Below are 24213 nucleotides of genomic sequence, written 5' to 3' on the forward strand. Positions count from 1 at the left end.
ACCCACAGTGACGGGTCGAGAGGTGCAGATGGTAGGGGCTGCCCGAAACAATTCAAGCCCCGCGAGGGGGCTTGAACTGAGGCCTTGGGTTGAGGCTGTGGCGCCGTCCGGCGCCGGGGATCAGGCTGCGGCGCGGGCCGCGTCCTGTTCGGGTACGCTGCTGCGTATCAGGTGATCGAAAGCGCTGAGCGAGGCCTTGGCGCCATCACCCATCGCAATCACGATCTGCTTGTATGGCACCGTGGTCACGTCGCCGGCCGCAAACACGCCGGGCAGTGAGGTCTGACCGCGCGCATCGACAACGATTTCGCCACGCTCGCTCAGCTCCAGGCTGCCCTTGAGCCATTCCGAGTTCGGCAGCAAGCCAATTTGTACGAAGATGCCGTCCAGGCTGACGTCGTGCGATTCGCCGCTGCTGCGGTCCTGGTAACGCAGACCGGTCACCTTGCGCCCGTCGCCGAGCACTTCGGTGGTCAAGGCCGAAGTCAGGATGGTCACGTTGGGCAGGCTGCGCAGCTTGTTCTGCAACACCGCATCGGCGCGCAGCTTGTCGTCGAATTCCAGCAAGGTCACGTGGCTTACGATGCCGGCCAGATCAATCGCCGCCTCAACACCCGAGTTACCACCGCCGATCACGGCAACCGGCTTACCCTTGAACAAGGGCCCGTCGCAGTGCGGGCAGTAGGCCACGCCCTTGTTGCGGTACTCGTCTTCGCCCGGCACATTCATCTGGCGCCAGCGCGCACCGGTGGCGATGATCACACTGCGAGCTGACAGCTGCGCACCGCTGGCCAATTCCACCGTGTGCAGACCGGCCTCACCGGGAATCAGCTTGCTGGCTTGCTGCAACGGCATGATGTCGACATCGTAGTCACGGACATGCTGCTCCAGTTGGGCCACCAGCTTGGGCCCTTCGGTGTGCGGCACCGAAATGAAGTTTTCGATACCCATGGTGTCCAGCACCTGACCGCCAAAGCGCTCTGCCGCTATACCAGTGCGAATGCCTTTGCGCGCGGCGTAGATCGAAGCCGCAGCACCAGCCGGGCCACCACCCACCACGAGCACGTCGAAGGGGTCCTTCCGATCGATCTTTTCGGCCTCACGAGCCGCAGCACCGCTGTCCAGCTTGGCCAGGAATTCATCCACGCCCATACGCCCGGATGCAAAAGCTTCACCGTTGAGGAACACGGCCGGCACCGACATGATTTCACGCCGCTCGACCTCATCCTGGAAAGCTGCGCCATCAATCGCGGTGTGACGGATGCGCGGATTGATCACCGCCATCAGGTTAAGGGCCTGAACCACGTCCGGGCAGTTCTGGCAGGACAGCGAGAAATAGGTTTCGAATTCGAAATCACCATCCAGCGCAGCGATCTGCTCGCGCTGCTCGTCGCTGACCTTGATCGGGTGGCCGCCCACTTGCAGCAAGGCCAGCACCAGCGAGGTGAATTCATGGCCCAGCGGGATACCGGCAAAACGCAGGTGGATGTCCTGGTCCGGCGTGGTCAATGCAAACGAGGGCGCACGCAGGCTGCTGTCCTGGGCTTCTTCTACGTCGATCTTCGGCGAAAGCGCGTCGATCTGACGGAGAAGCTGCATCATTTCGGTGGATTTCTCACCACCATCCGTGTTGGCAAGAATGTGCACCGGGCGCGTCAGCTTTTGCAGATAGGCTTGCAGCTGGGTTTCGAGGTTTTTGTCCAACACGGGCTTGCTCCATTCAAAAAAAAGCCGGGGCCGGTTCGGCCCCGGCGGGGGTTGCCGCCGTATGCAGGGGGGAGATGTTCGGCGGCTGCGGGGTCTCGTTAAATTTTGCCGACGAGATCCAGCGACGGGGTCAGGGTTTCAGCACCCTCTTTCCACTTGGCCGGGCACACTTCGCCCGGATGCTCGGCAACGTACTTGGCGGCTTTGACCTTGCGCAGCAGCTCGGTGGCGTCGCGGCCGATGCCGTTGTCGTGGATTTCGCACAGCTTGATCTGGCCTTCCGGATTGATCACGAAGGTGCCACGCAGGGCGATGCCTTCTTCTTCGATCAGCACGTCAAAGTTGCGCGCCAGGGTTGCGGTGGGATCGCCAACCAGCGGGTAGTTCACTTTGCCGATCGCATCGGAGGTGTCATGCCAAGCCTTGTGAGCGAAATGGGTGTCGGTGGACACACCATAGATTTCAACGCCCAGTGCCTTGAAGGCTTCGTAGTTGTCAGCCAGATCTTCCAGTTCGGTCGGGCAGACAAAGGTGAAGTCAGCCGGGTAGAACACCACCACGGACCACTGGCCACGCAGGGTCTGATCGGTGACTTCCACGAAATCACCGTTCTGGAAGGCGGTGGCTTTGAACGGCTTGACTTCGGTATTGATGAGGGACATCGAAATGCTCCTTTGATTAGCGAAATTTAATGAACGAGAAACAGTATACGAACCCACCATGCATAGGTGAAATTTTATTTTTTTAATGTTTGATTAGTTTTAAGTAATCGTGCGGCGGGAACGTTTATAGCATGCACTATCCCGGGCGGATGTACCTTCTATACCGCCCGGCACGCCGCGACGATAGGACCGCTGTGAGTGAGATTGGTTGCCCTGTTGGGGCGCCAGGCACGCGTGCCGTAGCGACTACAAGGGCTGCGGCAAGGCCGAGTAGGGCTGGTACAACGGATGAACCGGCTCACCGACCTGGGACAGCTTGAAGGCATGCAACTCCACGCCCGCCGACTTGAGCATCGCCAGCACATGCCCGCCACGCCCGCCGAGACGACCGTGGTTGCCCCAGGCCGCCACCGCCAGATCTGCTTCGCGAGCCGCCTCGAGTATGGCGGCATCGTTATCTTCGCCGACCGGGTCATCACACAGATAAAGCCCCTGCGGATCGGTGCTGCGCAAGGCAAAGATATTGACCACATCGAGGCGGTCGTAGCCCCACATGCGCGCCCGCCGACAGCAGCGCTCCACCGTGGGGTCGTTCTTGAACTCATCGGCGGTCGACGGGTTGAGCATGATCATGCACAGACGACGCTGCGGTTCGCCCTCACCCCAGATGCGCCAGAGCCGGTAACGATAAGCGCCACAAGGGGAAAAACGCGCCTCGCTGTGGCGCCAGGGTTGCAGTGATGACATGGTCAGGCTGAGATCAATCCGCTGCACAGTGTAACGCCGCGCCCGGCAGATGACCGCTCCGGGCGGCGCTGGTATTCTGCCGGGCACACTGACGTTGACTTACGGGAGACACAATGTCCGATCTTAAAGCCGAATTCGAGGCCGCAGTGGCCAAGGTTCAGTCCGCACCGGCGGATGGTCCGTTCAAACCGTCCAATGACATGAAGCTCAAGATGTACGGGCTCTACAACCAGGCCACCAAGGGCGATGTCAGCGGCAAGCGCCCCGGCATGCTGGACATGGTCGGCCGCATGAAATACGACGCCTGGGCCAAGCTCAAGGGCACCAGCCAGGATGACGCCATGCAGCAGTACGTGAACGAAATCCAGGCCGTCGCTTCACAGTTCGAATGAGCCGGGTCCTGCCGTTTCCCCAGCGTATCCGCGTCGCCAATGACGCAGATGTGCGTTATTGCGATTACGAGGGGTACCGGCTGGCCTATGAGGAATACGGCGCACCGGCGGCCCCGCCGGTGTTCCTGATCCACGGCATTCTGCTTGACTCGGCCTGCAACCGCGACCTGGCCCTGACCCTGGCCAAACGCGGCTACCGCGTGATCCTGCTGGATCTGCTGGGTCACGGGCGCAGCGACAAGCCCGGCCACGCCAAGGAGCTGCGGGTCGATTTCTTCGCCGAGCAACTGCGCACGCTGATGGATCACTTGGGCGTGGACAAAGCCATCATCGGCGGAGTTTCGCTGGGCGCCATCACCAGCCTGACCTTTGCCACGCAGTATCCGCAGCGGGTCAAAGCGCTGTTCCTGGAAATGCCGGTGATGGAACGCGCCACCCCTGCAGCGGCCTTGATGCTGGTGCCGGTGCTGGCCATGGTGCGTTACGCCGCGCCGATACCGCGCCTGCTGGCCCGAGGCGTGCGCCAGCTGCCCCGGCCACGCAGCAATCTGGTGCAGATTCTTTACAACGGCCTGGCCCAGGAACCCGAAGACATCGCCAGCATCATCCACGGCGTGCTGGTCGGACCGGTGGTGCCGCCACGAAGGGAACGTCGCAAACTCGACATGCCGGCCATGATCATCGCCCATGGCGGCGACTGGCTGCACAACATCGAAGATGCGCAGGTGCTGCAGCATGAACTGCCCAACGCGCAGTTGCACATTGCTCGCTCGGTGCTAGAACTGCGCATGAAGCCGCAACGCCTGATGCCCAAGATTCTGGCCTTTTTCGAGCAGGCCGAGCCGCCCGCCGCGGCCGAACGGGGCGTCTAGAGCGCCTCCTGAACCTGCCGCCCCCAGGCGCGCAGGGCTTCGATGATGGGTTGTTGTTCCGGACTCACCGGCATCTGCTCAAGCAAGTTGGTGTAGCTGTTCAGATCGAGGCCACCATCCGCGGCAAATTCCAGCCGACGGCTGAGAAAACGCGCCCACTCGTCACGCTCGGCCTCGTTCAGCGAATCCGGATAGTGACGCGCCCGGTAGCGGAACAGCAACTCATGCAGGCGACGGTCTTCGAACGGCAGGTCCAGGCCGAAGAAACCCTCTGCCGGGGTGTTCAGAACTTGTTCACACAGGCGCCGGTCTGCACTGCTGACAAAACCGCCGTACAGGTTCTGCTCCGGATCGCTGAGCGCATCGAATTCGTTGTCGGCAAACACCTCGGCCAGCACCGGGGCCAGTTCGGGCAGTCGTTGATTCAACAACTTCCAGTGCTGACGGCACTGCTCCAGGTCCAGACTCAAACGCTCCGCCTGAGCCTCGCTCAGGGTTTTGACCGGCGCCAGCACCGGGCAGCGGTTCACATGCACGGCCTTGATCGCGGCCCGTTCCACATCGTCCGGCAGATCCGCACGGGGCGTGAAGATGCGCTCGGCCAGATCCTGGGCCGAAAGCTCCAGCCAGGATGACGGATCGGCACGCAGATCACACACCAGCACCGCGTTCTTGTTACGCGGATGGGCAATCAGCGGCATGACCAGCGACAGGCACCCCAACTCGGCCGGAAAACGCGAAGACACATGCACCACCGGCTCATGCGTGTTCAGATTAAGCATCGCTCGCGCACTGTTTTTGTCGCGGTTTTCGACCACGAAATCGTACAGGCGCGGCTGTTTGTCGCGGATCAGGCGAGCCAGGGCAATGGTGGCATGTACATCGGACAGGGCATCGTGCGCCCGTGCCTGCTCCAGATTGTTGGCCGCAGCCAGATCTTCCAGACGGAAGCTGGGTGCCCCGTCCGGGCGCCGCGGCCACTCAATGCCCTGCGGTCGCAAGGCGTAAGTCAGCCGCACCATGTCGATGATGTCCCAGCGCGAACAGCCGTTCTGCCACTCGCGGGCATAGGGATCGTGAAAATTGCGCCAGGCGGTATGCCGGGTCAGCTCGTCATCAAAGCGCAGGCTGTTGTAGCCGACCCCGCAGGTGCCGGGGCGACCCAGTTGCTCCAGCACTCGACGAATGAACTCCGGCTCCGGGCAACCGCGTGCCTGGGCTTCCTGCGGGGTGATCCCGGTGATCAGGCAGGCTTGCGGATGCGGAAGGCAGTCCAGCGTTGGCTGACAGTACTCCATAACCTCCTGTTCGACGACGTTCAAATCAAAATCGGTGCGAACTCCTGCAAATTGGCAGGGCCGGTCAAAGCGGGGATCAGCCCCGAAGGTTTCGTAGTCGTGCCAGAAATAGGTTGCGGCGGTCATCGGTCGGCATCAGCAAATCCAGCGCTCAGCTTACACGCTGGCCTGCTATGGTTTGGTGGTGAGCGATCAGACCACAGCCCTGAGCATTCCACCTGCGCCACGCGCCAAACTCGGCAAAGCCGAATACAAGCAGCGGGTTGCAGCGGTACGCGCCACCTTGCTGCGTCTGCAGTTCCAGCTGCGCGATGCCGACTTTCCGGTCCTGCTGGTGTTCGGCGGGGTCGACGGCGGGGGCAAGCACGAGACCATCAATCTGCTCAACGAGTGGCTGGATCCGCGCTACCTCAAAACCATGGCCTACACCGCACCCAGTGCGGAGGAGCAGCAGCGCCCACGCCTGTGGCGCTACTGGCGCGATCTGCCAGTGCGCGGCCGAATCGGGCTGGTGCTGTCCGGCTGGTATACCCAACCGCTGCTCGATTTCGTTCACCACCGCAGTGATGCACAGCGCTTCAAGCAGCAGCTGGAACAGGTTCAACAGTTCGAGAAAACACTGGCCGACGACGGCACGCTTATCCTGAAATTCTGGATGCACCTGTCCGCCGAGCAGCAGCAACGGCGCCTGCACAAGCTGGCCGAAAACCCACTGACGATCTGGCAGATCAAACCCCAGGATTGGAAACATCTGCATCTGTATCAACGCTTTATCGAAGCTTCGCGGAGCCTGCTCCAAGCCACCCACGGTGCCCACGCCCCGTGGCAGGTGATTGACGGCAGCCAGGCTCGCGAGCGTCACCTTGAGGTCGCTGAATGCCTGGCCCAGCACCTGCAGCAGGCCCTTGAGCAGCAGCGTCCCGCGCCACAGCGGCGGCGTTTTCGGCCGACCAGCAAACGCCAGCTCAGCCACACAGACCTGAACTCATCTCTGGGCAAGGCCGAGTATCTGGAACGTCTCAAAAAGGCCCAAAGTCAGCTGCTGCGCCTGCAACAGCTGGCCCTGCACACCCAGCAGTCCACAATCATTGTGTTTGAAGGCTGGGATGCAGCAGGCAAGGGCGGCGCCATACGCCGTCTGGTGCGACCACTGGATGCCCGCCAATACAAGCTGATTCCGGTCGCCGCGCCCAATGATGAGGAGCGGGCCCGGCATTATCTGTGGCGGTTCTGGCAACACCTGCCGCGTGCCGGCCATCTGTGCGTTTTCGATCGCAGCTGGTACGGCCGGGTTCTGGTGGAGCGGGTCGAAGGCTTTGCCGCAACGCAGGAGTGGCAGCGTGCCTACCAGGAAATCCAGCACTTTGAGCACGCGTTGGTCGAGTCCGGCGTGCGCCTGATCAAGTTCTGGCTGCACATCAGCGACGAGGAGCAGCTGGCCCGCTTCAAGGCCCGCCAGGCCGACCCACTAAAAAGCTGGAAACTCACCGACGAAGACTGGCGCAACCGCGAACAGCGCGCCGCTTACAGCCAGGCGGTGGAGGACATGCTGGCGCGCACCAGCAGCGCCCAGGCTCCGTGGGTGGTGGTCGCCGCGAACGACAAGCGGCACGCCCGGGTCCAGGTGATCGAAAGCGTATGTCGGCACATGCTGCGTTACTGACACCCACGCCCAAGGTAAGATGCGCCCATGCACTATCAATTGCGCAATGCCGACGGCAGCCATTCGATCTGGACCCCGGGAAAAATCGTCTGCGTGGCGAAGAACTACGCTGATCATGCCGCTGAAATGGCGTCAAGCGTGCCCTCGCAACCAACCTTTTTCATCAAGCCGAACACCGCGCTGTGTGATTTCGCTGGCCCACTGGTGTTCCCCACCGATCGCGGCGCGGTGCATCATGAAATTGAGCTCGGTCTGGTCATCGGACAACGACTGAGCCGCGCCGACCGCATACCGGACAACGCCGTTGCCGCGTATGTACTGGCCATTGACCTGACCCTGCGCGAGCTGCAAACCACGCTGCGCAATCAGGGTTACCCGTGGGATGCGAGCAAGGGCTTTGCCAATGCCTGCCCGATCACGCCCCTGCTGGCCGAGGGTGTGATCAGCGACCCGCAAGCCGCCGACATCGGCTTCAAGGTGAACGGCGAAGCACGTCAGGCCGGCAACACACGCGACATGGTCTACCCCATCTCCCGGCTGCTGGCGGATGCGGCATCGATATTTGTGCTGGAACCCGGCGACATTCTGCTCACCGGCACACCGGTTGGCGTCGGCCCCTTGTGTGCCGGCGACCATTACGAAGCCTGGATCAACTCTCAGAGCTTTCGCGGGGAGGTCGCCACATGACATCACGGGAATGTCACGGCCGCGTGCTCGAATACGACGCACAGCGCGGTTACGGGCGCATACAGGACGATCACGGTGTGACGTATTTCGTGCACTATCGCGACATAATCGAGGATGATGCGGTGAAAATTGGCGAGGATGTCTGTTTCGAAGCGACCCTGCACCGCAAGGGCAACATCGCCCGCCAGGTCCGCCGCCGATGAGCACCCTGCGCCTGAGCGTCCTCACCGTGTCCGACAGCCGAGACCTGGACAGCGACAAGTCCGGCGCCTGGCTGGCCCGCGCCCTGCAGGATGAGGGACATGCCCTGGCCGCGCGCCAGATCGTGCCCGACGACAAGTACATGATCCGTGCCCAGCTGTCGGCCTGGATCGCCGATCCGGAGGTCGACGGCGTGCTGATCACCGGCGGCACCGGGATTACCGGACGTGATGTCACGCCCGAAGCGGTTGAGCCGCTGCTCGACAAAACCCTGGGTGGCTTCGGCGAACTGTTCCGTCAGCTGTCGTTTGCCGACATCGGTGCCTCGACCATACAGTCGCGCGCCCTGGGTGGCGTGGCCAACGGCACGCTGGTGTTCTGCCTGCCCGGCTCCAGCGGTGCGGTCCGCCTGGCTTGGGAACAGATCCTGCAGCCGCAGCTCGACATTCGAACCACGCCGTGCAATTTCGCCATGCTTCTCCCCCGCCTGAAAGAACACGCATGATGCGTCAGACCAAAATTGTGGCCACGCTTGGGCCGGCCACCGATTCCCCGCAAGCACTGCGCGCCCTGGTTCATGCCGGCGTGGATGTGGTGCGACTGAATTTTTCGCATGGCAGCGCCGCCGATCACGCCGCGCGGGTCAAGGCCGTGCGCGAAGCCGCCGCTGCGGAAAAGCGTGATGTCGGCATTCTGGCCGACCTGCAAGGCCCCAAGATTCGCATCGAGTGCTTTATCGATGGCCCGATCCAGCTGGAAAATGGTCAGACCTTCACCCTCGACACCGCACACCCGGCCGATGCCGGCACCGCTCAGATCGTCGGGGTCAGCTACCAGAACCTGCCCAAGGACGTGCGTCCAGGCGATGTGCTGCTGCTGAATGATGGCCTGCTGCGCCTGGAAGTGCGGCACATCAAGGGCACGGCGGTGGAGTGCGAAGTCGAACAGGGCGGCGAGCTGTCCAACCGTAAGGGCCTCAACAAACTCGGCGGCGGCCTGTCCGCCGCAGCGCTGACCGAGAAAGACCGCGCCGACATCAAAACCGCGGTGGAACTGGGTGCAGACTTTCTGGCGGTCTCGTTCCCGCGCTCCGGCGACGACATGAAGAAAGCACGCTGGCTGGCTGAAGCCGCCGGCGGCCAACCGCAGATGGTGGCCAAGATCGAACGCGCCGAGGCGGTCGACAATCTGGCCGAGATCATGCGCGAATCCGATGTGGTGATGGTGGCACGCGGCGATCTGGGCGTGGAGATCGGCGAACCGGCCCTGCCCGGCGTGCAGAAAACCATCATCACCGAAGCGCGTGAGAGCAACCGTCTGGTCATCACCGCCACACAGATGATGGAATCGATGATCGTCAACCCGATTCCGACCCGGGCCGAAGTGCTGGATGTGGCCAACGCGGTCATGGACGGCACCGATGCGGTGATGCTGTCGGCCGAAACGGCGGCGGGCAAACACCCGGTGGCCGCGGTTGAGGCCATGGCGCGCATTTGTGTCGGCGCCGAGCGATTTGACCCGCCCAGCCGATCGCTCAAGGCCTTGGACAAGCATTTTCAACGCATCGACGAAGCCATCGCCATGAGCGCGGTCTATGCCGCCCGCCACACCCGCGCCCAGGCCCTGATTGCCCTGACCGAGTCGGGCATGACGGCGGTCTGGATGTCGCGCATGGACACGCGCATTCCGATCTTTGCGCTGACCCAGCACGAATCCACACGGCGGCGCATGGCGCTGGTGCGTGGTGTTTATCCAATCGAGTTCGTGCCCTCGAACCTGGACGGGATCACGGCCAGCCGCGAAGCCACCCAATGCTTGCTCAAGCTCGGCCTGATCGGGCGTGGCGACCGCGTGCTGGTGACCAAAGGTGATTTTTCCGGCCCCGGCGGCACCAACTCCATGAAGGTTCTGCATGCCGGTGACTGACACCGAATAGTGCATCGCAACATACGCCAGCGTATGTGATACACTTTTGCTGTTTTATCCGCCCCAAAGCGCCAATCCACATCGATAGGCAGGGGCAGATCAGGGCCGCATCGATATAATGCGGCGACCCGTCAACATCATTCGAGATAGAGCCGACTGCCTAGCCAGTCGAGCTGGGAGCACACGATGACTGTCGAACGCGATGTCATGGAATTTGATGTGCTGATCGTAGGTGCCGGCCCGGCGGGCCTGGCCACCGCGATCCGCCTCAAGCAACTGGACCCGGAACGCAACGTCTGCTTGCTGGAAAAAGGCCCGATCGTGGGTGCCCACAGTCTGGCCGGCGCAGTGATTGAGCCGGATGCACTGGATCGCCTGCTGCCCAACTGGAAAGACACGCCGCCTGAAGTGTGCGTGCCGGTGGCCAAGGACGAAGTTCACATGATGACGGAGACCGGGAGCATCAAATTCCCGATCGTGCCGCCGCAGATGAACAACCACGGCAACTACATCATCTCGCTGGGCGCCCTCACCGCGATGCTGGCCGAACAGGCCGAAGCCCTGGGCGTGGAAATCTACCCCGGCTTCCCGGCCCGCGAGCCGCTGTACAACGAGGCCGGCGAAGTCATGGGTGTGCGCACCGGTGACATGGGCGTGGACCTCAACGGCAATCCCAAGGATTCCTACACCCCGGGTATGGATCTGCACGCCAAGATCACGGTCTTCGCCGAAGGCTGCCGCGGCTCCTGCTCCAAGGAACTGATCAAGAAGTTCGAGCTGGACAAGGATGCGGATCCGCAGACCTATGGCATCGGCATCAAGGAACTGTGGTCGGTACCTGAAGGGCAGTGCCAGGAAGGTCTGGTTATGCACACCATGGGCTGGCCGCTGGATTCCAAGACCTACGGCGGCAGCTTCGTCTACCACCTGAACGACAACAAGATCGCCATTGGGTTTGTTGTTGGTCTGGACTACGAAGACCCCGATCTGGAGCCGTTCGAGAAATTCCAGGAATTCAAGAACCACCCCAAGATCAAGCCGATGCTGGAAGGCGGCGAAATCGTATCCTACGGTGCCCGCGCCATTGTCGAAGGTGGCTGGCAGTCTCTGCCCAAGATGGAAATGCCCGGCGCCATGCTGATTGGCGACGCCGCCGGCACCCTCAACGTGCCCAAGATCAAGGGCGTGCACCAAGCCCTGAAGTCCGGCATGGAAGCGGCCGAGCACATCTTCGCCGAGAACAAGGCGGACGGTTACGATGCCCGCATCCGCCAGGGTGAGGTGGGCAAGGAACTGAAGAAGGTGCGCAACCTGCGCCCGGCCTTCCACTTCGGTCTGTGGTTGGGCGTGCTCATTTCCGCGATCGAAACCGTGACCATGGGCTTGCTGCCGTGGACGCTGAAAAACCACGCCGACCACTCGGCGCTGAAGAAACGCGATCCCAGCAAGCCCAAACCGGTCAAGAAAGAACGCGAACTGCCGCCGCGCGACCGCCTCTCCGCGGTGTACTTCGCTGCAACCGAACACGATGAGGACCAACCGGTGCATCTCAAGGTGGCCGACACCAATATCTGTGTCACCCAATGCGCCGAGGAATACGCCAACCCCTGCACCCGCTTCTGTCCCGCCGGGGTTTACGAAATGGTTGAAGAAGCAGAGGGCAAACGGCTGCAGATCAACGCCGCCAACTGCGTCCATTGCAAGACCTGCGACATCAAGGATCCGTACCAGATCATCAACTGGGTCACCCCAGAAGGTGGCTCGGGCCCGAATTACCAATTGATGTAGGCGTATTCCGCCAACCCCCGTATCATTCCGGACCCGGATGAGTTCATGGGCCGGCCGCGTGCCGGCAAATTGGAGTTAGGAAAAATGAAAGCACTTGTACCCATCAAGCGCGTTGTGGACTACAACGTCCGCATCCGCGTTAAGGGTGACGGCACCGGCGTCGACCTCAACGGCGTCAAAATGAGTGTCAACCCGTTTGATGAAATCGCCAACGAAGCCGCCCTGAAGCTCAAGGAAGCCGGCGTGATCAGCGAAGTCGTGGTCGTAACCATTGGCACCGCCAAGGCTGAAGACCAGCTGCGCTCGGAACTGGCGCGCGGTGCCGATCGCGGCATTCATGTTGTCACCGACGAAGAAGTCCAGCCGCTGCAGGCTGCCCGCATCCTGGCCGAACTGGTCAAGCGTGAAAACGCCGATGTAGTCATCGCCGGCAAGCAGGCCATCGATGATGACAACAACCAGACGCCGCAGATGCTGGCGACGCTGCTCGACTGGCCGCAGGCGACCTTTGCCTCCGACATCAAGATCGACGGCGGCAAGGCTACGGTCCAGCGTGAAATCGACGCCGGTGCCGAGACCCTGGAAGTTGACCTGCCGGCCGTAATCTCGGCTGACCTGCGCCTGAACGAGCCGCGCTTCATCAAGCTGCCGGACATCATGAAGGCCAAACGCAAGCCGCTGGACAAGGTCGAGCTGTCGGAATTCGACATCGACGTACCGAAACTGGAAGTGGTTTCCACCTCGAACCCGCCGGCACGTGAGCCGGGCCGCATGGTCAAGAGCGTGGAAGAACTGGTTGCCGCACTCAAAGACAAGGGGCTCGTGTAATGGCCAAGATTCTGATTGTTGCCGAAACCCTCGGCGGAGAACTGCACCCGACCACCGGCAAGGCTGTCGCCTGCGCGGCTCAGATCGGCGGCGAAATCGACATCGCCGTGTTCACCGAAGCTAAAGGCGCCGCTGCTGATGCAGCCGCCAAGCTCGACGGTGTGAGCAAGGTGCTGCAGGTCAGCAACGCGGAGAACGGTGCCATCCGTGCCGCCACGCTGGCCCCGCAGGTTGGGGCGCTGGCCGAAGGCTACACCCACATCCTGGCGGCCAACACCACCACCGGCAAGGACATCATGCCGCGCGTTGCTGCGCTGCTCGGTGTGCCGCAGGTGACCGACATCATGGCTGTGCATGGCGAGCGTGAATTCGACCGCCCGATCTACGCCGGCAACGCGGTCAACCGCGTCAAGGCACCGGGCGACTTCACCCTGGTCGGCACCGTGCGTACCGCATCCTTCGGCAACGTGGCCGAAAGCAACAGCGCCGCTGTGGAAGATGCCAGCGTATCGGCAGATCTGCCGGCGCACACCCGTCTGGTCGGCCAGGAAACCGGCGGCGGCGACCGCCCCGACCTGCAGACTGCAGCCAAGGTTGTATCCGGCGGACGTGGCGTGGGCTCGGCCGAGAACTTCTCGGTGATCTTCTCGCTGGCTGACAAAATCGGTGCCGGTTGTGGTGCATCGCGCGCCGCCGTGGACTCCGGTTTCGTGCCCAACGACATGCAGGTCGGTCAGACCGGCAAGATCATCGCGCCGGACCTGTACGTGGCCGTCGGCATTTCGGGTGCGATCCAGCATCTGGCCGGCATCAAGGACGCGGGCACTATCGTTGCGATCAACACCGACGAGAACGCGCCGATCTTTGAAGTGGCCGATCTCGGCCTGGTTGGCGATCTGTTCAAGGTCTGCCCGGAACTCGAAGCCGCGCTGTAAGTCACAGCAGCAGGTTAAACTGTATGGCCCGCGTCGCTGCACAGCGTCGCGGGCTTTTTCATATCCGCTGAACACTCTCACCAGGCCATGAAAGGAAAATTCATCGCTGGCGCCCTGGGCTTCTTGATGGGCGGACCGATCGGCCTGTTGCTGGGCGTGATCATCGGCCACTGGTTCGACACCTCGGTGCGCCTGTTGCGGCCGCCGAATGTGGCCAAGCAGCAACAGATTGTCGAAAAATGCTTCGAGCTGATGGGCGCGGTGTGCAAAGCCGATGGCCATGTGTCCAAGCAGGAAATCGACGCCGCCGAAAAAATCATGCAGCGGTTGCGCATCACCGGCAATGCGCGGCTGGCCGCGGTGCGCGCCTTCAACCGCGGGAAAAGCGAAGGCTTTGACGTCGACAAGGCCAGCGCCGAACTGCGCAAATTGTGCGGTGGCCGTATTCTTTGGTTGCGCCTGTGCCTGGAAATTCTGCTTTCGGGCGCAGCCGCCGATGGTCGACTGGACCAGGCCGAGCGCGACATGCTGGTGCGCATTGGCGCGGGGCTGGGTATTCCGGCAGCCGAATTCGAGCAGATGCTGGCTTTGATCACCGGTGGCTTTGGTCAGTGGTCGGGGCAGGCCGGTGGTGGCGGCGCACGCCCGCGGCAGGACAATCTTGCCGAAGCCTACAAGGTGCTTGGCATCGAGCCGTCTGCCAGCGATGCTGAAGCAAAAAAAGCCTATCGTCGGCTGATGAGCCGTCATCACCCCGACAAATTGGCGGCACGTGAGATGCCCGAGGCCATGCGTCAGCAGGCCGAAGAACAGGTGCGTCGTATTCGGGCCGCCTGGGACGCGGTGGCTGCAGCGCGTGGTTTGTAAGTTGCAAGCGGCTTGGATCGGCCGGTGCTGCACCGCGGCCAATCAAAAAGCCACAGGCAAACTGTTATGCTTTTGCGTGGTCTTATCCCATTCCCCAGACTCGGAAAATTTGCTGTGAAACGAATCCTGAGCCTCAGTCTGCTGGTGTTCTCCGCTGCGGCCTTTGCTGACAGCCTGGACGATGCCCAGAAAGCGATTAATGTCGGCAATTATGAGCAAGCGCTCACCGACCTGAACAAGTACCTGGATCGCAATCCGGGCAATGCCGAGGCTCGCTTCAGCAAGGGTTTGACGCTGACCATGCTGTCACGCGACGAAGACGCCATCACGGTGTTCTCGGATCTGGTGCGTGACTTCCCGGAACTGCCGGAACCGTACAACAATCTGGCCGTGCTCTACGCCCGTTCGGGCCGCTACGAGGAAGCCCGCGACGCACTCGAAGCCGCGCTGGTCACTCACCCCAGCTACGCCACCGCGCACGAGAACCTGGGCGATATTTACGCCGCCCTGGCCAACGCTGCATACAACCGCGCCATCGTGCTGGATAAGGGCAACAACGACATCGAGTCGAAGCAGGAGCTGGTTGCGCGCATCACAGGTATGCAGAAAACCACGGCGCCGGTTCAGGTTTCGTCCAGCGCACGCCCCAGCGCCGCAACGCCGCGCCCAGCGCCGCCTGCCCCAGTGCGCACCCAGCCCACACCTGCACCGGCTGTGGCGACGCGCCCGGCAGCTCCTGCGCGGACACCGGCACGTCATGCGGTACCGGACATCAACGATGTACCCGACACCTTCAGCACCACGCCCATTCTGCCAGGCGGCTCAGCCGTGGCCAGCAATAGCGGCAAGCTCAGCAGTGCCGATGAAAAAGCCGTACTCGCGCGACTGGAATCCTGGCGCGCCAGCTGGTCCGCGCAGAATGTGGATCAGTATCTGGCCAATTACAGCCCCAATTTCGATCCCGCCACCGGCGTTTCGCGCAGTGTGTGGGAATCTCAACGACGCACCCGAGTGGTTCGCCCGCGTTCCATCGCCATTCAGGTGCTCAGCCCGCGCGTTGGTCAGACCAGCGGCAATCGCGCCTGGGTCGAATTCACGCAGATCTACGAGTCCAACAGCTACTCCGATCAGGTGCGCAAGCGCCTGGAAATGGAAAACGTCGGTGGCCAATGGCTGATCGTCAAAGAAAGTGTTGTCGGTTAAACGATCCGGTTTAATCGCCTGTCTCGCCAGCGCTGCCCTGTTCGGGGCAGCGACGGTTGTCCAGGCACATGGGCCACTGGCCGATCCCGCCCAGCTGGTTCAGACACCGCCCGATTTTCGCTTTGATCAGGTGCTGCGCACGCGTAATCCTGGCGACCGTCAGGCCTGGTCAGCCGAACAATCCGGGCTGCACTGGCGTACGGCACCGAACAGCCTGATCGACGATGGGCTGCAGCCCAACGCCATTCTGGAACTGGATGACAGCGTCGACCATGTGATCCTCGCCGATCTGCACAATCGCCGGGTTTATCTGCTCGAGAACGATGGCGAATTGCGTGTTCTGCGGCATATGTACGCGTCGATCGGCAAGGCCGGCACGCGCAAGCAGATCGAGGACGACAACCGCACACCGGTCGGCGTGTATACGGTGACCCGCTACATCGACGACAGCGCCCTGCCCGAACTTTACGGCGCCGGTGCTTTTCCCATTGATTACCCCAATCACTGGGATCGCGCCCATCAACGCACCGGCTACGGAATCTGGGTGCATGGCGTGCCGCGTTCGCATTATTCCCGTCCGCCCTTGTCCAGCGAAGGTTGCGTGGCGGTCGGCAACAGCGATTTCGACAGTCTCAAACCCTTTGTCACACCAGGCAACACCCGGGTCATCTTCAGCGATCAACTGAGCTGGCTGACGCCGGCCGAGCTGAACGACGAACGGCAGCGTTTCAAAGCCCAGGTCGAAGCCTGGCGCAGCGCCTGGAGCGCGCGCGACACCGAACGCTACCTGGACTACTACGCGGAAGAATTCAGCACCGACGACATGGATCGGCAGGCATTCGCCGAGCACAAACGGCGGGTCAATGCCGGCAAGAGCTTCATCGAAGTCGAACTTGCCGACCTGAACATCTTCAACTATCCCGACGGCGACAAACTGCGTCTGGTGGAATTTGTTCAGCACTACCGCAGCGACAACTACGCCTCAACCGATCGCAAGCAGCAGTTCTGGCGTCAGCATGACAACGGACAATGGCGCATCATCCGGGAAATATCCTTATAGTCAGGCGCAGGCTCGAAGGGCGAAAGCCTTAAAGCCTTAGTCAGCACATTGCGAGACGGTCAGAGGCCTGGATGGCCGATGACAAGCGCTACATGGACGTACTTGAGCGGGTCTCGGAATGTGCTGACTAAGGCCTTGGACTACGCAGCCAAACTAGCGCTTGGCTTTCTTTTTCGGAATATAAAGATCAGTAAGCGTCCCCGCAGCCGCCTCGGCGGCCATGCCGACCGATTCCGAGAGGGTCGGGTGCGCGTGGATGGTGAGGCCGATATCGTGGGCATCGGCACCAAACTCGATCGCCAGGCCCATTTCGGCCACCAGCTCACCGGCATTGGGCCCAACCGCGCCGCCTCCCAGCAAACGACCAGTGGACTTGTCGAACAACAGCTTGGTCACCCCATCCTGATAAGCCATGCCGAGTGAACGGCCATTGGCCGCCCACGGAAACTGGCCCTTGTCGTAATCCACACCTTGCGCCTTGGCTTGCTGCTCGGTCATCCCGACCCAGGCCACTTCCGGATCGGTGTACACCACCGACGGGATACAACGCGCATCGAACGCGGTCTTGTGACCGGCGATGACCTCCGCGGCCACTTTGCCTTCATGCGTAGCTTTGTGCGCCAGCATGGGTTGGCCGGCGATATCTCCGATGGCAAAGATGTGCGGCACGTTGCTGCGCATCTGTCGATCAACCGGGATAAATCCGCGCTCGTCGATCTCCAGACCAGCAGCCTGGGCGTTGATCTGATCACCGTTGGGGCGCCGCCCCACCGCAACCAGGACCTTGTCATAGGTTTGCGGCTCGGGTGCCTGCTCACCTTCAAACGATACCGTCAGGCCGTCATCGTCCGGTGTCACGGCGGTCACTTTGGTACTCAACCAGATGTGACCCAAACGTGCTTTCATGCGCTTGGTCAGCGGCTTGATCAGATCGGGGTCCGCCCCGGGTACCAAGCCATCGCTGAGCTCGACCACATCGACGCTGCTGCCAAGCACCGCATACACATTGGCCATTTCCAGGCCGATAATGCCACCACCGATGACCAGCAAACGCGATGGTATGTCGCGCAATTCCAGTGCACCGGTGGAATCGATAATGCGCTCGTCATCATCCGGCAGGCCAGGCAGGCGCAGCGTGCGAGAGCCCGCCGCCACGATGGCATGTCGGAAACGAATCTGGCGTGAATCATCGCCCTGAGTCACCTGCACGCTGTGCGCGGCGCTGAATTCAGCATGACCGTGCACCACCTCAACCTTGCGCTGCTTGGCCAGGCCGACCAGACCTCCTGTCAGCTTGTCGACCACCGATTGTTTGAAGCCACGCAGTTTGTCGAGATCGATCTGCGGCTCACCGAAGCTCACCCCATGCTCGGCCATGGCTGCCGCTTCGTCGATGACATGCGCGGTGTGCAGCAAAGCCTTGGACGGGATGCAGCCCACATTCAGACACACCCCGCCGAGTGCGGCGTGGCGCTCCACCAGTATGGTTTTCAGGCCCAGATCAGCGGCCCGAAAGGCTGCGCTGTAGCCACCTGGACCGGATCCCAGGACCACAACGTCACAGTCTGCATCGGTTTCGGCCTCGCTGGTGGCGGCGGCCTCGCGCTCCTTGCCCGCTGCTTGCGGGTGGCTGCTTTGCGAGGCCGGCGTGTCGTCTTGCGCGCTTGATGCATCGATGCGCGCGATAACATCGCCCTGGGCGACTTTGTCACCCACGCTGACCAGCACTTCGGACAGGGTGCCGCCCAGTGGGGACGGCACCTCCATCGTCGCCTTGTCTGATTCAAGCACGATCAGGGGTGTTTCGGGTTCCACCTGGTCACCTGCGGAGACCAGCACATCAATGATTTCAACGGCGTCGAAATCGCCGATATCGGGAACGCGAATATCCTGACTCATGATGAATCGTTCACTGGCTATCGGGTGGCGCGGCGGGCCACCTTGTTGGGTTCGAAATGCTTCTCTTCAAACGACACGGTGAAGTCGTTGGGCTTGTCTTCGTTGATCATGGCGGTGGCGAAGTACACCCGTGACTGCAGGTCGTAGATGATTTCCGGCACCGTGCTGCAACTCAGAATCGTCGGCAGGCAGACCAGATGACCTTCCTGGAATTTGTAGAACTCGTCGCGGTGATCGTAGTTGTCGATCATCGTTGCGGTCCAGGTGTCTTCATCGAAATAGATCGTGCGCTTCTTGAAGGTGTGGCGCACTTCAGGCCGGTTGTTGGCCTCGACCACCCACATGCGATGGATTTCGTAGCGGGCCACGTCCTGATTGATGTGCAGACCCTGCAGGATGTCCTCGTACTTGAGCGCCTTTGAGTTGATCGCCGCACTGTTGTAGGGGGTGATCATCGGCTTGCGACCGAGCAGTTTCCAGGTGAAACGGTCGAGCTTGCCGTTGACCATGTCGACCTGATCATAGAACTGCTGACCATCAGTGCCTTCGTACGGGTTGTCATAACCCACTGACGGCGCACGACGAATGCGGCGCAGGCCCGGGTTGTACAACCAGGCGCTGCGGTAGTCGGCATGCTCCCAGGCCAGTAGCAGCTGACCCGCCATACGCGGCGGTGCCTTGGTTTCGGACAGGTACCACAAGAAGATGTCATCAGGGCCGTTCATGCTGCCCGGTTCATTGAGGTTGGCGTATTTGAACTTCACCTCCTCAACGATCTTGGTCAGCTGGAAGCTGCCGTCACCCTGCACAATCGCCTGGTTGTTGTAGCGCACGGCGTCATTGCCACGCCATTTGAGGCGGTGGTTCCACCACGGGTGTGCACCGGTGGTCGGAATGGGGAAGGGGAAGCCCAGCGTGGTTTCGCGAATCTTGTCCGGATCGCCACCTTCCAGATGAGCGGTGGTGGCGTTCTTGATCGTCGCCTCGTAAATGTCCTTGGGCCAGGCGGCATCGCGATGCGAAGGGTAGACCTTGATCTTGTAGCTGTCGTAGCGCTGCAGCAGCTGCTTGTGGCCTTCCGAGAGCATGTCGGCGTACTGCGCCATATTGGCTTTGGTCACCACGAACAGAGGTTGTTCATCCTTGTAGCGATGCTCAACCCAGGTCGCTTCGCGGATCATCTTGTCACCGTGGGGGGTGTACGGCGTCCACTCCGGAACATGTTCACCGTCGCCGGCGCGAATCGCACCCACCGGTGTCAGTTCGGTTCCGCTGACACCAAGCTTGGCCGCTTCTTCCGGCGAAACCTTGGCCTGGCTCGCAGCGCTGACCAGCAACAGGCCGGCTGCCATTCCTGCAATTATCCGCATGACGATCTCCTTAATATTCGCACTCAGGGTGTTTTCGTTTTTAGAAAATGGGAATTACGATGCCGCAATTTCTGGCCCAAGTCCATGCGTAATGCGGCTTACAGGCAGAGCCGCCGGATATCGCTGAGCAACTCGGACAATGCCACGGCGAAACGGGCCGCCGCCGCGCCATCGATCACCCGGTGGTCATAAGACAGCGATAAGGGCAGCATCAGGCGGGGCTGAAAGGTCTGACCATCCCAAACCGCTTCCGTTCGAGCCCTGGACACCCCGAGTATGGCCACTTCCGGTGCATTGACGATGGGGGTGAAGTGCGAGCCGCCGATGCCACCCAGACTGGAAATGGAAAAGCAGCCGCCCTGCATCTGCGCCGGACTCAGCTTACCGTCACGCGCAGCCGCAGCCAGTTCGCTGGCTTCAGCGGCCAGTTCGCTCACGCTTTTGCGATCCGCATCTCGGATCACCGGCACCACCAGACCGTTGGGCGTGTCGGCGGCAAAACCCACGTGGCAGTATTTTTTGATGATCAGCGCGCTACCGTCGGGCGCCAGTGAACTGTTGAACTCGGGATAGCGTCGCAGTGCCAGGCACACCGCCTTGATCACGAAAGGCAACAGCGTGAGCTTCAACTCACCGCGCGCGGATTCCTGCTTGCGAAAGGCTTCAAGCTCGGTGATGTCCGCTGATTCAAACTGGGTGACATGAGGTACGACCAGCCAGTTGCGATGCAGATTGGAAGCCGACAGTTTGCGGATACGAGGCAGCTCGCGCACTTCGGTTTCGCCAAACTTGCTGAAGTCGATGTGCGGCATGCTCGGCAGACCCTGGCCAGCCGGCCCCGAGGCCGGAGTGGCCAACCGCGTCTTCACGAATTGTTGCACATCCTCGCGCAGGATGCGTCCCTTGGGCCCTTGACCCTCGACCTGGCGCAGGTCCACACCGAGTTCACGGGCGAACAGGCGCACCGAGGGACTGGCATGAGGAATATCCTCGCCCGGGGTACTGGCTGATGACGGCGCTGGTGTGGGTGCCGGCGCCTTGTCGGCTTGCGGGGCCGGCTTTGCTGGCGCCTGGTCGCTGTCTTTTTGTGTGGCTGTAGCGTCCTCCGACTGCGCAGGCGCGGCGGGTTGTGATGCCGACTCGGATGTCTGGGCCTGCTGATCCGCACTGTCGAGCACAGCGATCACATCACCCTGAGCGACCTTGTCGCCAACCTTGACCTTGACCTCGCTGAGGGTCCCGGCCAGCGGGCTGGGCACCTCCATCGTGGCTTTGTCGGATTCCAGCACCAGCAGTGCCTGCTCGGCTTCAACCGTATCGCCGGCGCTGACCAGCACCTCGATGATCTCGACCGCGTCGAAATCACCGATATCTGGAACTTTGATGTCCTGACTCATGGGGCTTACACCGTCGTCGGATTGGGTTTGTCGCTGGAGATGGCGTACTTGTCCAGTGCCTGACGCACTGTGGCAGCCTCGATCACACCCTGGTCAGCCAGTGCCTTGAGCGCGGTGATGGTGATCCAGCGACGGTCGACCTCAAAGAAATCACGCAAATGCTCACGCGTGTCGGAGCGTCCGAAGCCATCCGTGCCCAGCGTGTAGTAGGGGGCTGGCACCCACGGACGGATGAACTCGGCGTAGGTTCGCTGGTAATCGGTGGCGGCAATCACCGGGCCGTCGCCCGCTCCAAGGCAATCCTGCACATAGCTGTTGTGGGCCGGCTGCTCCGGATTCAGGCGGTTGCGACGTTCCACCGCCTGACCTTCGCGCATGAGCTCGGTAAAGCTGGGCGCGGCCCAGATGTCGACGCTGACATCCCAGTCCTGCTGCAACAGCTCAGCAGCTTCCAGGATCTCGCGAAATATCGCCCCGCAACCCAGCAGGCGGACGTGCCGCGGTCCGGGCGAGTCACTCATACGGAAGGGGTAAAGCCCCTTCATGATGCCGTCTTCAACGCCCTCTGGCATGGCTGGATGCACGTAGTTTTCGTTTTCCAGCGTGAGGTAGTAATAGTGATCCTGGTTCTCGGCGTACATCAGCTGCATGCCACGGTGCACGATCACCGCGATTTCGTAGGCGAAGGTGGTGTCGTAGGCACGGCAGTTGGGAATCGTCGAGGCCAACACGTGGCTGTGGCCGTCTTCGTGCTGCAGCCCTTCGCCATTCAGGGTAGTGCGGCCAGCCGTGCCACCGAGCAGAAAACCGCGGGCCCGCATGTCGCCGGCGGCCCAGGCCAGATCACCGATGCGCTGAAAGCCGAACATCGAATAGAAGATGTAGAACGGGATCAGCGCCGTGTTGTGATTGGAGTAGGCCGTGGCTGCAGCAATCCATGACGACATGGCGCCGGCTTCGGTGATGCCTTCTTCCAGCACCTGGCCCTTGACGTCTTCGCGGTAGAAGGCGAGCTGGTCCGAATCCTCGGGCTTGTACTTCTGACCCACCACCGAGTAGATACCCAGTTGGCGGAACATACCTTCCATACCGAAGGTGCGCGCTTCATCAGGCACGATGGGGACCACACGCTGGCCCACGTTCTTGTCCCGGATCAGGGTCTGCAGCAGCTGCACAAAGGCCATGGTGGTGGAGATACTGCGCTCGCCGGTGCCTTCGAGCTGGCGCTTGAAGGTCTCCAGTGGCGGGATGCTCAGCGGGTCACAATGACTGCGCCGAGCCGGCAGGTCACCGCCCAGGTCGCGGCGGCGCTGTTTCAGATACGTGATTTCCTCAGAGTCATCGTCCGGTTTGTAGAACGGAGCCTCGGCAATTTGCTCGTCGGAGATCGGAATCTGAAAGCGGTCGCGGAATTCCTTGAGCGCGGCTTCACCCATTTTTTTCTGCTGGTGGGTGATGTTCTGGCCCTCGCCAGCCTCACCCATGCCGTAACCCTTGACCGTTTTGGCCAGAATCACGGTGGGCCGCCCATCGGCCTGATTGACTGCGCGGTGATAAGCGGCATAGACCTTGTGCGGATCATGTCCGCCGCGGTTCAGCCGAGCGATGTCTTCATCGGACATGGAGGCTACAAGCTTGGCCGTTTCCGGATACTTGCCGAAGAATTCATCCCGCGTGTAGCGACCACCCTTGGCCTTGTAGGCCTGGTATTCGCCATCCACGGTTTCATCCATCAGGCGTCGCAGCATGCCGTCGCCATCACGTGCAAGCAGGGCATCCCAGGCGGCACCCCAGATCACCTTGATGACGTTCCAGCCGGCGCCGCGGAACGAACCTTCCAGTTCCTGGATGATCTTGCCGTCACCGCGCACCGGCCCATCCAGGCGCTGCAGGTTGCAGTTGACCACGAATACCAGGTTGTCGAGCTTTTCGCGTGCCGCGATGTCGATGGCGCCGAGCGACTCGGGTTCGTCCATTTCACCGTCGCCGCAGAAGCACCAGACCTTGCGGTCACCAATGTCGGCAAGGCCGCGGCTGTGCAGGTATTTCATCAAGCGCGCGTGATAAATCGCCTGAATCGGACCCAACCCCATACTGACCGTCGGAAATTGCCAGAAGTCCGGCATCAGCCACGGGTGGGGGTAGGATGACAGGCCCTTGCCGCCAACTTCGGAACGGAAGTTGCGCAGCTGTTCTTCGTCCAGTCGGCCTTCGAGATAGGCCCGCGCGTAGATACCCGGCGCGGAATGGCCCTGGATATAAATCAGATCGCCACCGCCGGGGTGATCTTTGCCGCGCCAGAAATGGTTGAAGCCCACATCGTAGAGGGTGGCGGCGGAGGCAAAGCTGGCGATATGGCCGCCTATGCCATCATGTGCGCGGTTGGCCTGAATCACCATGGCCATGGCATTCCAGCGGGTCAGTGAACGGATTTTCCATTCCAGCGCATGATCACCCGGAGCCGGCGCTTCGGCATGCGGCGGAATGGTGTTGACGTACGCCGTATGTGGCCGAAACGGGATGTAGGCACCGGAACGACGCGATTTATCGATCAGCGTTTCAAGCAAAAAATGCGCCCGCTCGGGCCCCTCACGGGCAATCACCGCATCCAGGGCGTCGAGCCACTCCTGGGTTTCTGTCGGGTCACTGTCCTGGGTGTTCGGGGTGTCTTGCGTCATCGCCTCACTCTGCATGGGTGATCCACCAACACA

21 protein-coding genes are annotated in these 24213 nt (G+C 61.5%); 13 read left to right on the plus strand and 8 right to left on the minus strand.

Annotation, left to right across the window (positions count from 1 at the left end; translation table 11 throughout):
- Positions 1-120 precede the first annotated feature (120 nt).
- The 3 genes from ahpF to ATO7_RS06705 all read right to left on the minus strand — a co-directional run bounded on the left by ahpF (position 121) and on the right by ATO7_RS06705 (position 3143).
- Complete coding sequence (gene ahpF / locus ATO7_RS06695) at positions 121-1707, minus strand: alkyl hydroperoxide reductase subunit F (RefSeq protein WP_083560717.1); 1587 nt, start codon at positions 1705-1707, stop codon at positions 121-123.
- 98 nt (positions 1708-1805) lie between these two features.
- Positions 1806-2369 (minus strand): alkyl hydroperoxide reductase subunit C, encoded by a 564-nt coding sequence (gene ahpC, locus ATO7_RS06700; protein ID WP_083560720.1) that lies wholly within the window; start codon positions 2367-2369, stop codon positions 1806-1808.
- 246 nt (positions 2370-2615) lie between these two features.
- Complete coding sequence (locus ATO7_RS06705) at positions 2616-3143, minus strand: DUF1643 domain-containing protein (RefSeq protein WP_206044808.1); 528 nt, start codon at positions 3141-3143, stop codon at positions 2616-2618.
- An 86-nt stretch (positions 3144-3229) separates the two neighbouring features.
- Between ATO7_RS06705 and ATO7_RS06710 the strand changes: the two genes are divergently transcribed.
- Positions 3230-3508, plus strand: a complete 279-nt coding sequence (locus ATO7_RS06710) for an acyl-CoA-binding protein (protein ID WP_083560722.1) — start codon at positions 3230-3232, stop codon at positions 3506-3508.
- Positions 3505-4380 (plus strand): alpha/beta fold hydrolase, encoded by an 876-nt coding sequence (locus ATO7_RS06715; RefSeq protein ID WP_083560724.1) that lies wholly within the window; start codon positions 3505-3507, stop codon positions 4378-4380. The genes ATO7_RS06710 and ATO7_RS06715 overlap by 4 nt, the downstream gene beginning before the upstream one ends.
- Here ATO7_RS06715 and sbcB read toward each other — a convergent pair.
- Positions 4377-5804 carry an exodeoxyribonuclease I gene (gene sbcB / locus ATO7_RS06720; protein WP_083560726.1) on the minus strand — a complete coding sequence of 476 codons (1428 nt, stop codon included), beginning with the start codon at positions 5802-5804 and terminating at the stop codon, positions 4377-4379. The two genes, ATO7_RS06715 and sbcB, sit on opposite strands and share 4 nt — an antisense overlap.
- 58 nt (positions 5805-5862) lie before the next feature.
- Here sbcB and pap point away from each other — a divergent pair, with 58 nt between their 5' ends.
- The 11 genes from pap to ATO7_RS06775 all read left to right on the plus strand — a co-directional run bounded on the left by pap (position 5863) and on the right by ATO7_RS06775 (position 16836).
- Positions 5863-7341: a polyphosphate:AMP phosphotransferase gene (gene pap / locus ATO7_RS06725; RefSeq protein ID WP_206044809.1), complete on the plus strand. Its 1479-nt coding sequence runs from the start codon at positions 5863-5865 to the stop codon at positions 7339-7341.
- Positions 7342-7368: 27 nt separating this feature from the next.
- Positions 7369-8028, plus strand: coding sequence for a fumarylacetoacetate hydrolase family protein (locus ATO7_RS06730; protein ID WP_083560728.1), 660 nt, complete (start codon positions 7369-7371; stop codon positions 8026-8028).
- Positions 8025-8231: a cold-shock protein gene (locus ATO7_RS06735; protein WP_083560730.1), complete on the plus strand. Its 207-nt coding sequence runs from the start codon at positions 8025-8027 to the stop codon at positions 8229-8231. The genes ATO7_RS06730 and ATO7_RS06735 overlap by 4 nt, the downstream gene beginning before the upstream one ends.
- Positions 8228-8734 (plus strand): molybdenum cofactor biosynthesis protein B, encoded by a 507-nt coding sequence (gene moaB / locus ATO7_RS06740; protein ID WP_083560732.1) that lies wholly within the window; start codon positions 8228-8230, stop codon positions 8732-8734. The genes ATO7_RS06735 and moaB overlap by 4 nt, the downstream gene beginning before the upstream one ends.
- Positions 8734-10155, plus strand: coding sequence for a pyruvate kinase (gene pyk, locus ATO7_RS06745; RefSeq protein WP_083561039.1), 1422 nt, complete (start codon positions 8734-8736; stop codon positions 10153-10155). Before moaB ends, pyk begins: the two co-directional genes overlap by 1 nt.
- Before the next feature lie 186 nt (positions 10156-10341).
- Positions 10342-11943 carry an electron transfer flavoprotein-ubiquinone oxidoreductase gene (locus tag ATO7_RS06750; protein ID WP_083560734.1) on the plus strand — a complete coding sequence of 534 codons (1602 nt, stop codon included), beginning with the start codon at positions 10342-10344 and terminating at the stop codon, positions 11941-11943.
- A gap of 84 nt (positions 11944-12027) precedes the next feature.
- Complete coding sequence (locus tag ATO7_RS06755) at positions 12028-12771, plus strand: electron transfer flavoprotein subunit beta/FixA family protein (RefSeq protein ID WP_083560735.1); 744 nt, start codon at positions 12028-12030, stop codon at positions 12769-12771.
- On the plus strand, positions 12771-13706 hold the full coding sequence (locus ATO7_RS06760) for an electron transfer flavoprotein subunit alpha/FixB family protein (RefSeq protein ID WP_083560737.1): 936 nt from the start codon (positions 12771-12773) through the stop codon (positions 13704-13706). The genes ATO7_RS06755 and ATO7_RS06760 overlap by 1 nt, the downstream gene beginning before the upstream one ends.
- 87 nt (positions 13707-13793) lie before the next feature.
- Entirely contained in the window at positions 13794-14573 is a 780-nt protein-coding gene (djlA, locus tag ATO7_RS06765; protein ID WP_083560739.1) for a co-chaperone DjlA, read from the plus strand.
- Positions 14574-14687: 114 nt separating this feature from the next.
- Positions 14688-15776: a tetratricopeptide repeat protein gene (locus ATO7_RS06770; RefSeq protein WP_158523080.1), complete on the plus strand. Its 1089-nt coding sequence runs from the start codon at positions 14688-14690 to the stop codon at positions 15774-15776.
- On the plus strand, positions 15763-16836 hold the full coding sequence (locus tag ATO7_RS06775; protein ID WP_083560742.1) for a L,D-transpeptidase family protein: 1074 nt from the start codon (positions 15763-15765) through the stop codon (positions 16834-16836). Before ATO7_RS06770 ends, ATO7_RS06775 begins: the two co-directional genes overlap by 14 nt.
- Positions 16837-16989: 153 nt before the next feature.
- Here the strand turns inward: ATO7_RS06775 and lpdA are convergent, their stop codons facing one another.
- The 4 genes from lpdA to aceE all read right to left on the minus strand — a co-directional run bounded on the left by lpdA (position 16990) and on the right by aceE (position 24180).
- Positions 16990-18735, minus strand: coding sequence for a dihydrolipoyl dehydrogenase (gene lpdA / locus ATO7_RS06780; protein WP_083560745.1), 1746 nt, complete (start codon positions 18733-18735; stop codon positions 16990-16992).
- Positions 18736-18752: 17 nt separating this feature from the next.
- Positions 18753-20105 carry a DUF1329 domain-containing protein gene (locus tag ATO7_RS06785; protein ID WP_206044810.1) on the minus strand — a complete coding sequence of 451 codons (1353 nt, stop codon included), beginning with the start codon at positions 20103-20105 and terminating at the stop codon, positions 18753-18755.
- Positions 20106-20203: 98 nt separating this feature from the next.
- Positions 20204-21502 (minus strand): dihydrolipoyllysine-residue acetyltransferase, encoded by a 1299-nt coding sequence (aceF, locus tag ATO7_RS06790; RefSeq protein ID WP_083560748.1) that lies wholly within the window; start codon positions 21500-21502, stop codon positions 20204-20206.
- 5 nt (positions 21503-21507) lie between these two features.
- Positions 21508-24180 carry a pyruvate dehydrogenase (acetyl-transferring), homodimeric type gene (gene aceE / locus ATO7_RS06795; protein ID WP_083561040.1) on the minus strand — a complete coding sequence of 891 codons (2673 nt, stop codon included), beginning with the start codon at positions 24178-24180 and terminating at the stop codon, positions 21508-21510.
- Between the last annotated feature and the right edge of the window lie 33 nt (positions 24181-24213).

This window comes from Oceanococcus atlanticus (assembly GCF_002088235.1).
Lineage (GTDB): Bacteria > Pseudomonadota > Gammaproteobacteria > Nevskiales > Oceanococcaceae > Oceanococcus > Oceanococcus atlanticus.

Excerpts from the sequence above, each read along its gene's own strand:
- moaB (WP_083560732.1), top strand. The coding sequence starts at position 8,228 with ATGAGCACCCTGCGCCTGAGCGTCCTCACCGTGTCCGACAGCCGAGAC.
- ATO7_RS06760 (WP_083560737.1), top strand. The coding sequence starts at position 12,771 with ATGGCCAAGATTCTGATTGTTGCCGAAACCCTCGGCGGAGAACTGCAC.
- lpdA (WP_083560745.1), bottom strand. The coding sequence starts at position 18,735 with ATGAGTCAGGATATTCGCGTTCCCGATATCGGCGATTTCGACGCCGTT.
- aceF (WP_083560748.1), bottom strand. The coding sequence starts at position 21,502 with ATGAGTCAGGACATCAAAGTTCCAGATATCGGTGATTTCGACGCGGTC.
- pyk (WP_083561039.1), top strand. The coding sequence starts at position 8,734 with ATGCGTCAGACCAAAATTGTGGCCACGCTTGGGCCGGCCACCGATTCC.
- ATO7_RS06755 (WP_083560735.1), top strand. The coding sequence starts at position 12,028 with ATGAAAGCACTTGTACCCATCAAGCGCGTTGTGGACTACAACGTCCGC.
- djlA (WP_083560739.1), top strand. The coding sequence starts at position 13,794 with ATGAAAGGAAAATTCATCGCTGGCGCCCTGGGCTTCTTGATGGGCGGA.
- ATO7_RS06730 (WP_083560728.1), top strand. The coding sequence starts at position 7,369 with ATGCACTATCAATTGCGCAATGCCGACGGCAGCCATTCGATCTGGACC.
- ATO7_RS06715 (WP_083560724.1), top strand. The coding sequence starts at position 3,505 with ATGAGCCGGGTCCTGCCGTTTCCCCAGCGTATCCGCGTCGCCAATGAC.
- ATO7_RS06710 (WP_083560722.1), top strand. The coding sequence starts at position 3,230 with ATGTCCGATCTTAAAGCCGAATTCGAGGCCGCAGTGGCCAAGGTTCAG.
- ahpC (WP_083560720.1), bottom strand. The coding sequence starts at position 2,369 with ATGTCCCTCATCAATACCGAAGTCAAGCCGTTCAAAGCCACCGCCTTC.
- sbcB (WP_083560726.1), bottom strand. The coding sequence starts at position 5,804 with ATGACCGCCGCAACCTATTTCTGGCACGACTACGAAACCTTCGGGGCT.
- ATO7_RS06735 (WP_083560730.1), top strand. The coding sequence starts at position 8,025 with ATGACATCACGGGAATGTCACGGCCGCGTGCTCGAATACGACGCACAG.
- aceE (WP_083561040.1), bottom strand. The coding sequence starts at position 24,180 with ATGACGCAAGACACCCCGAACACCCAGGACAGTGACCCGACAGAAACC.
- ATO7_RS06750 (WP_083560734.1), top strand. The coding sequence starts at position 10,342 with ATGACTGTCGAACGCGATGTCATGGAATTTGATGTGCTGATCGTAGGT.
- ATO7_RS06785 (WP_206044810.1), bottom strand. The coding sequence starts at position 20,105 with ATGCGGATAATTGCAGGAATGGCAGCCGGCCTGTTGCTGGTCAGCGCT.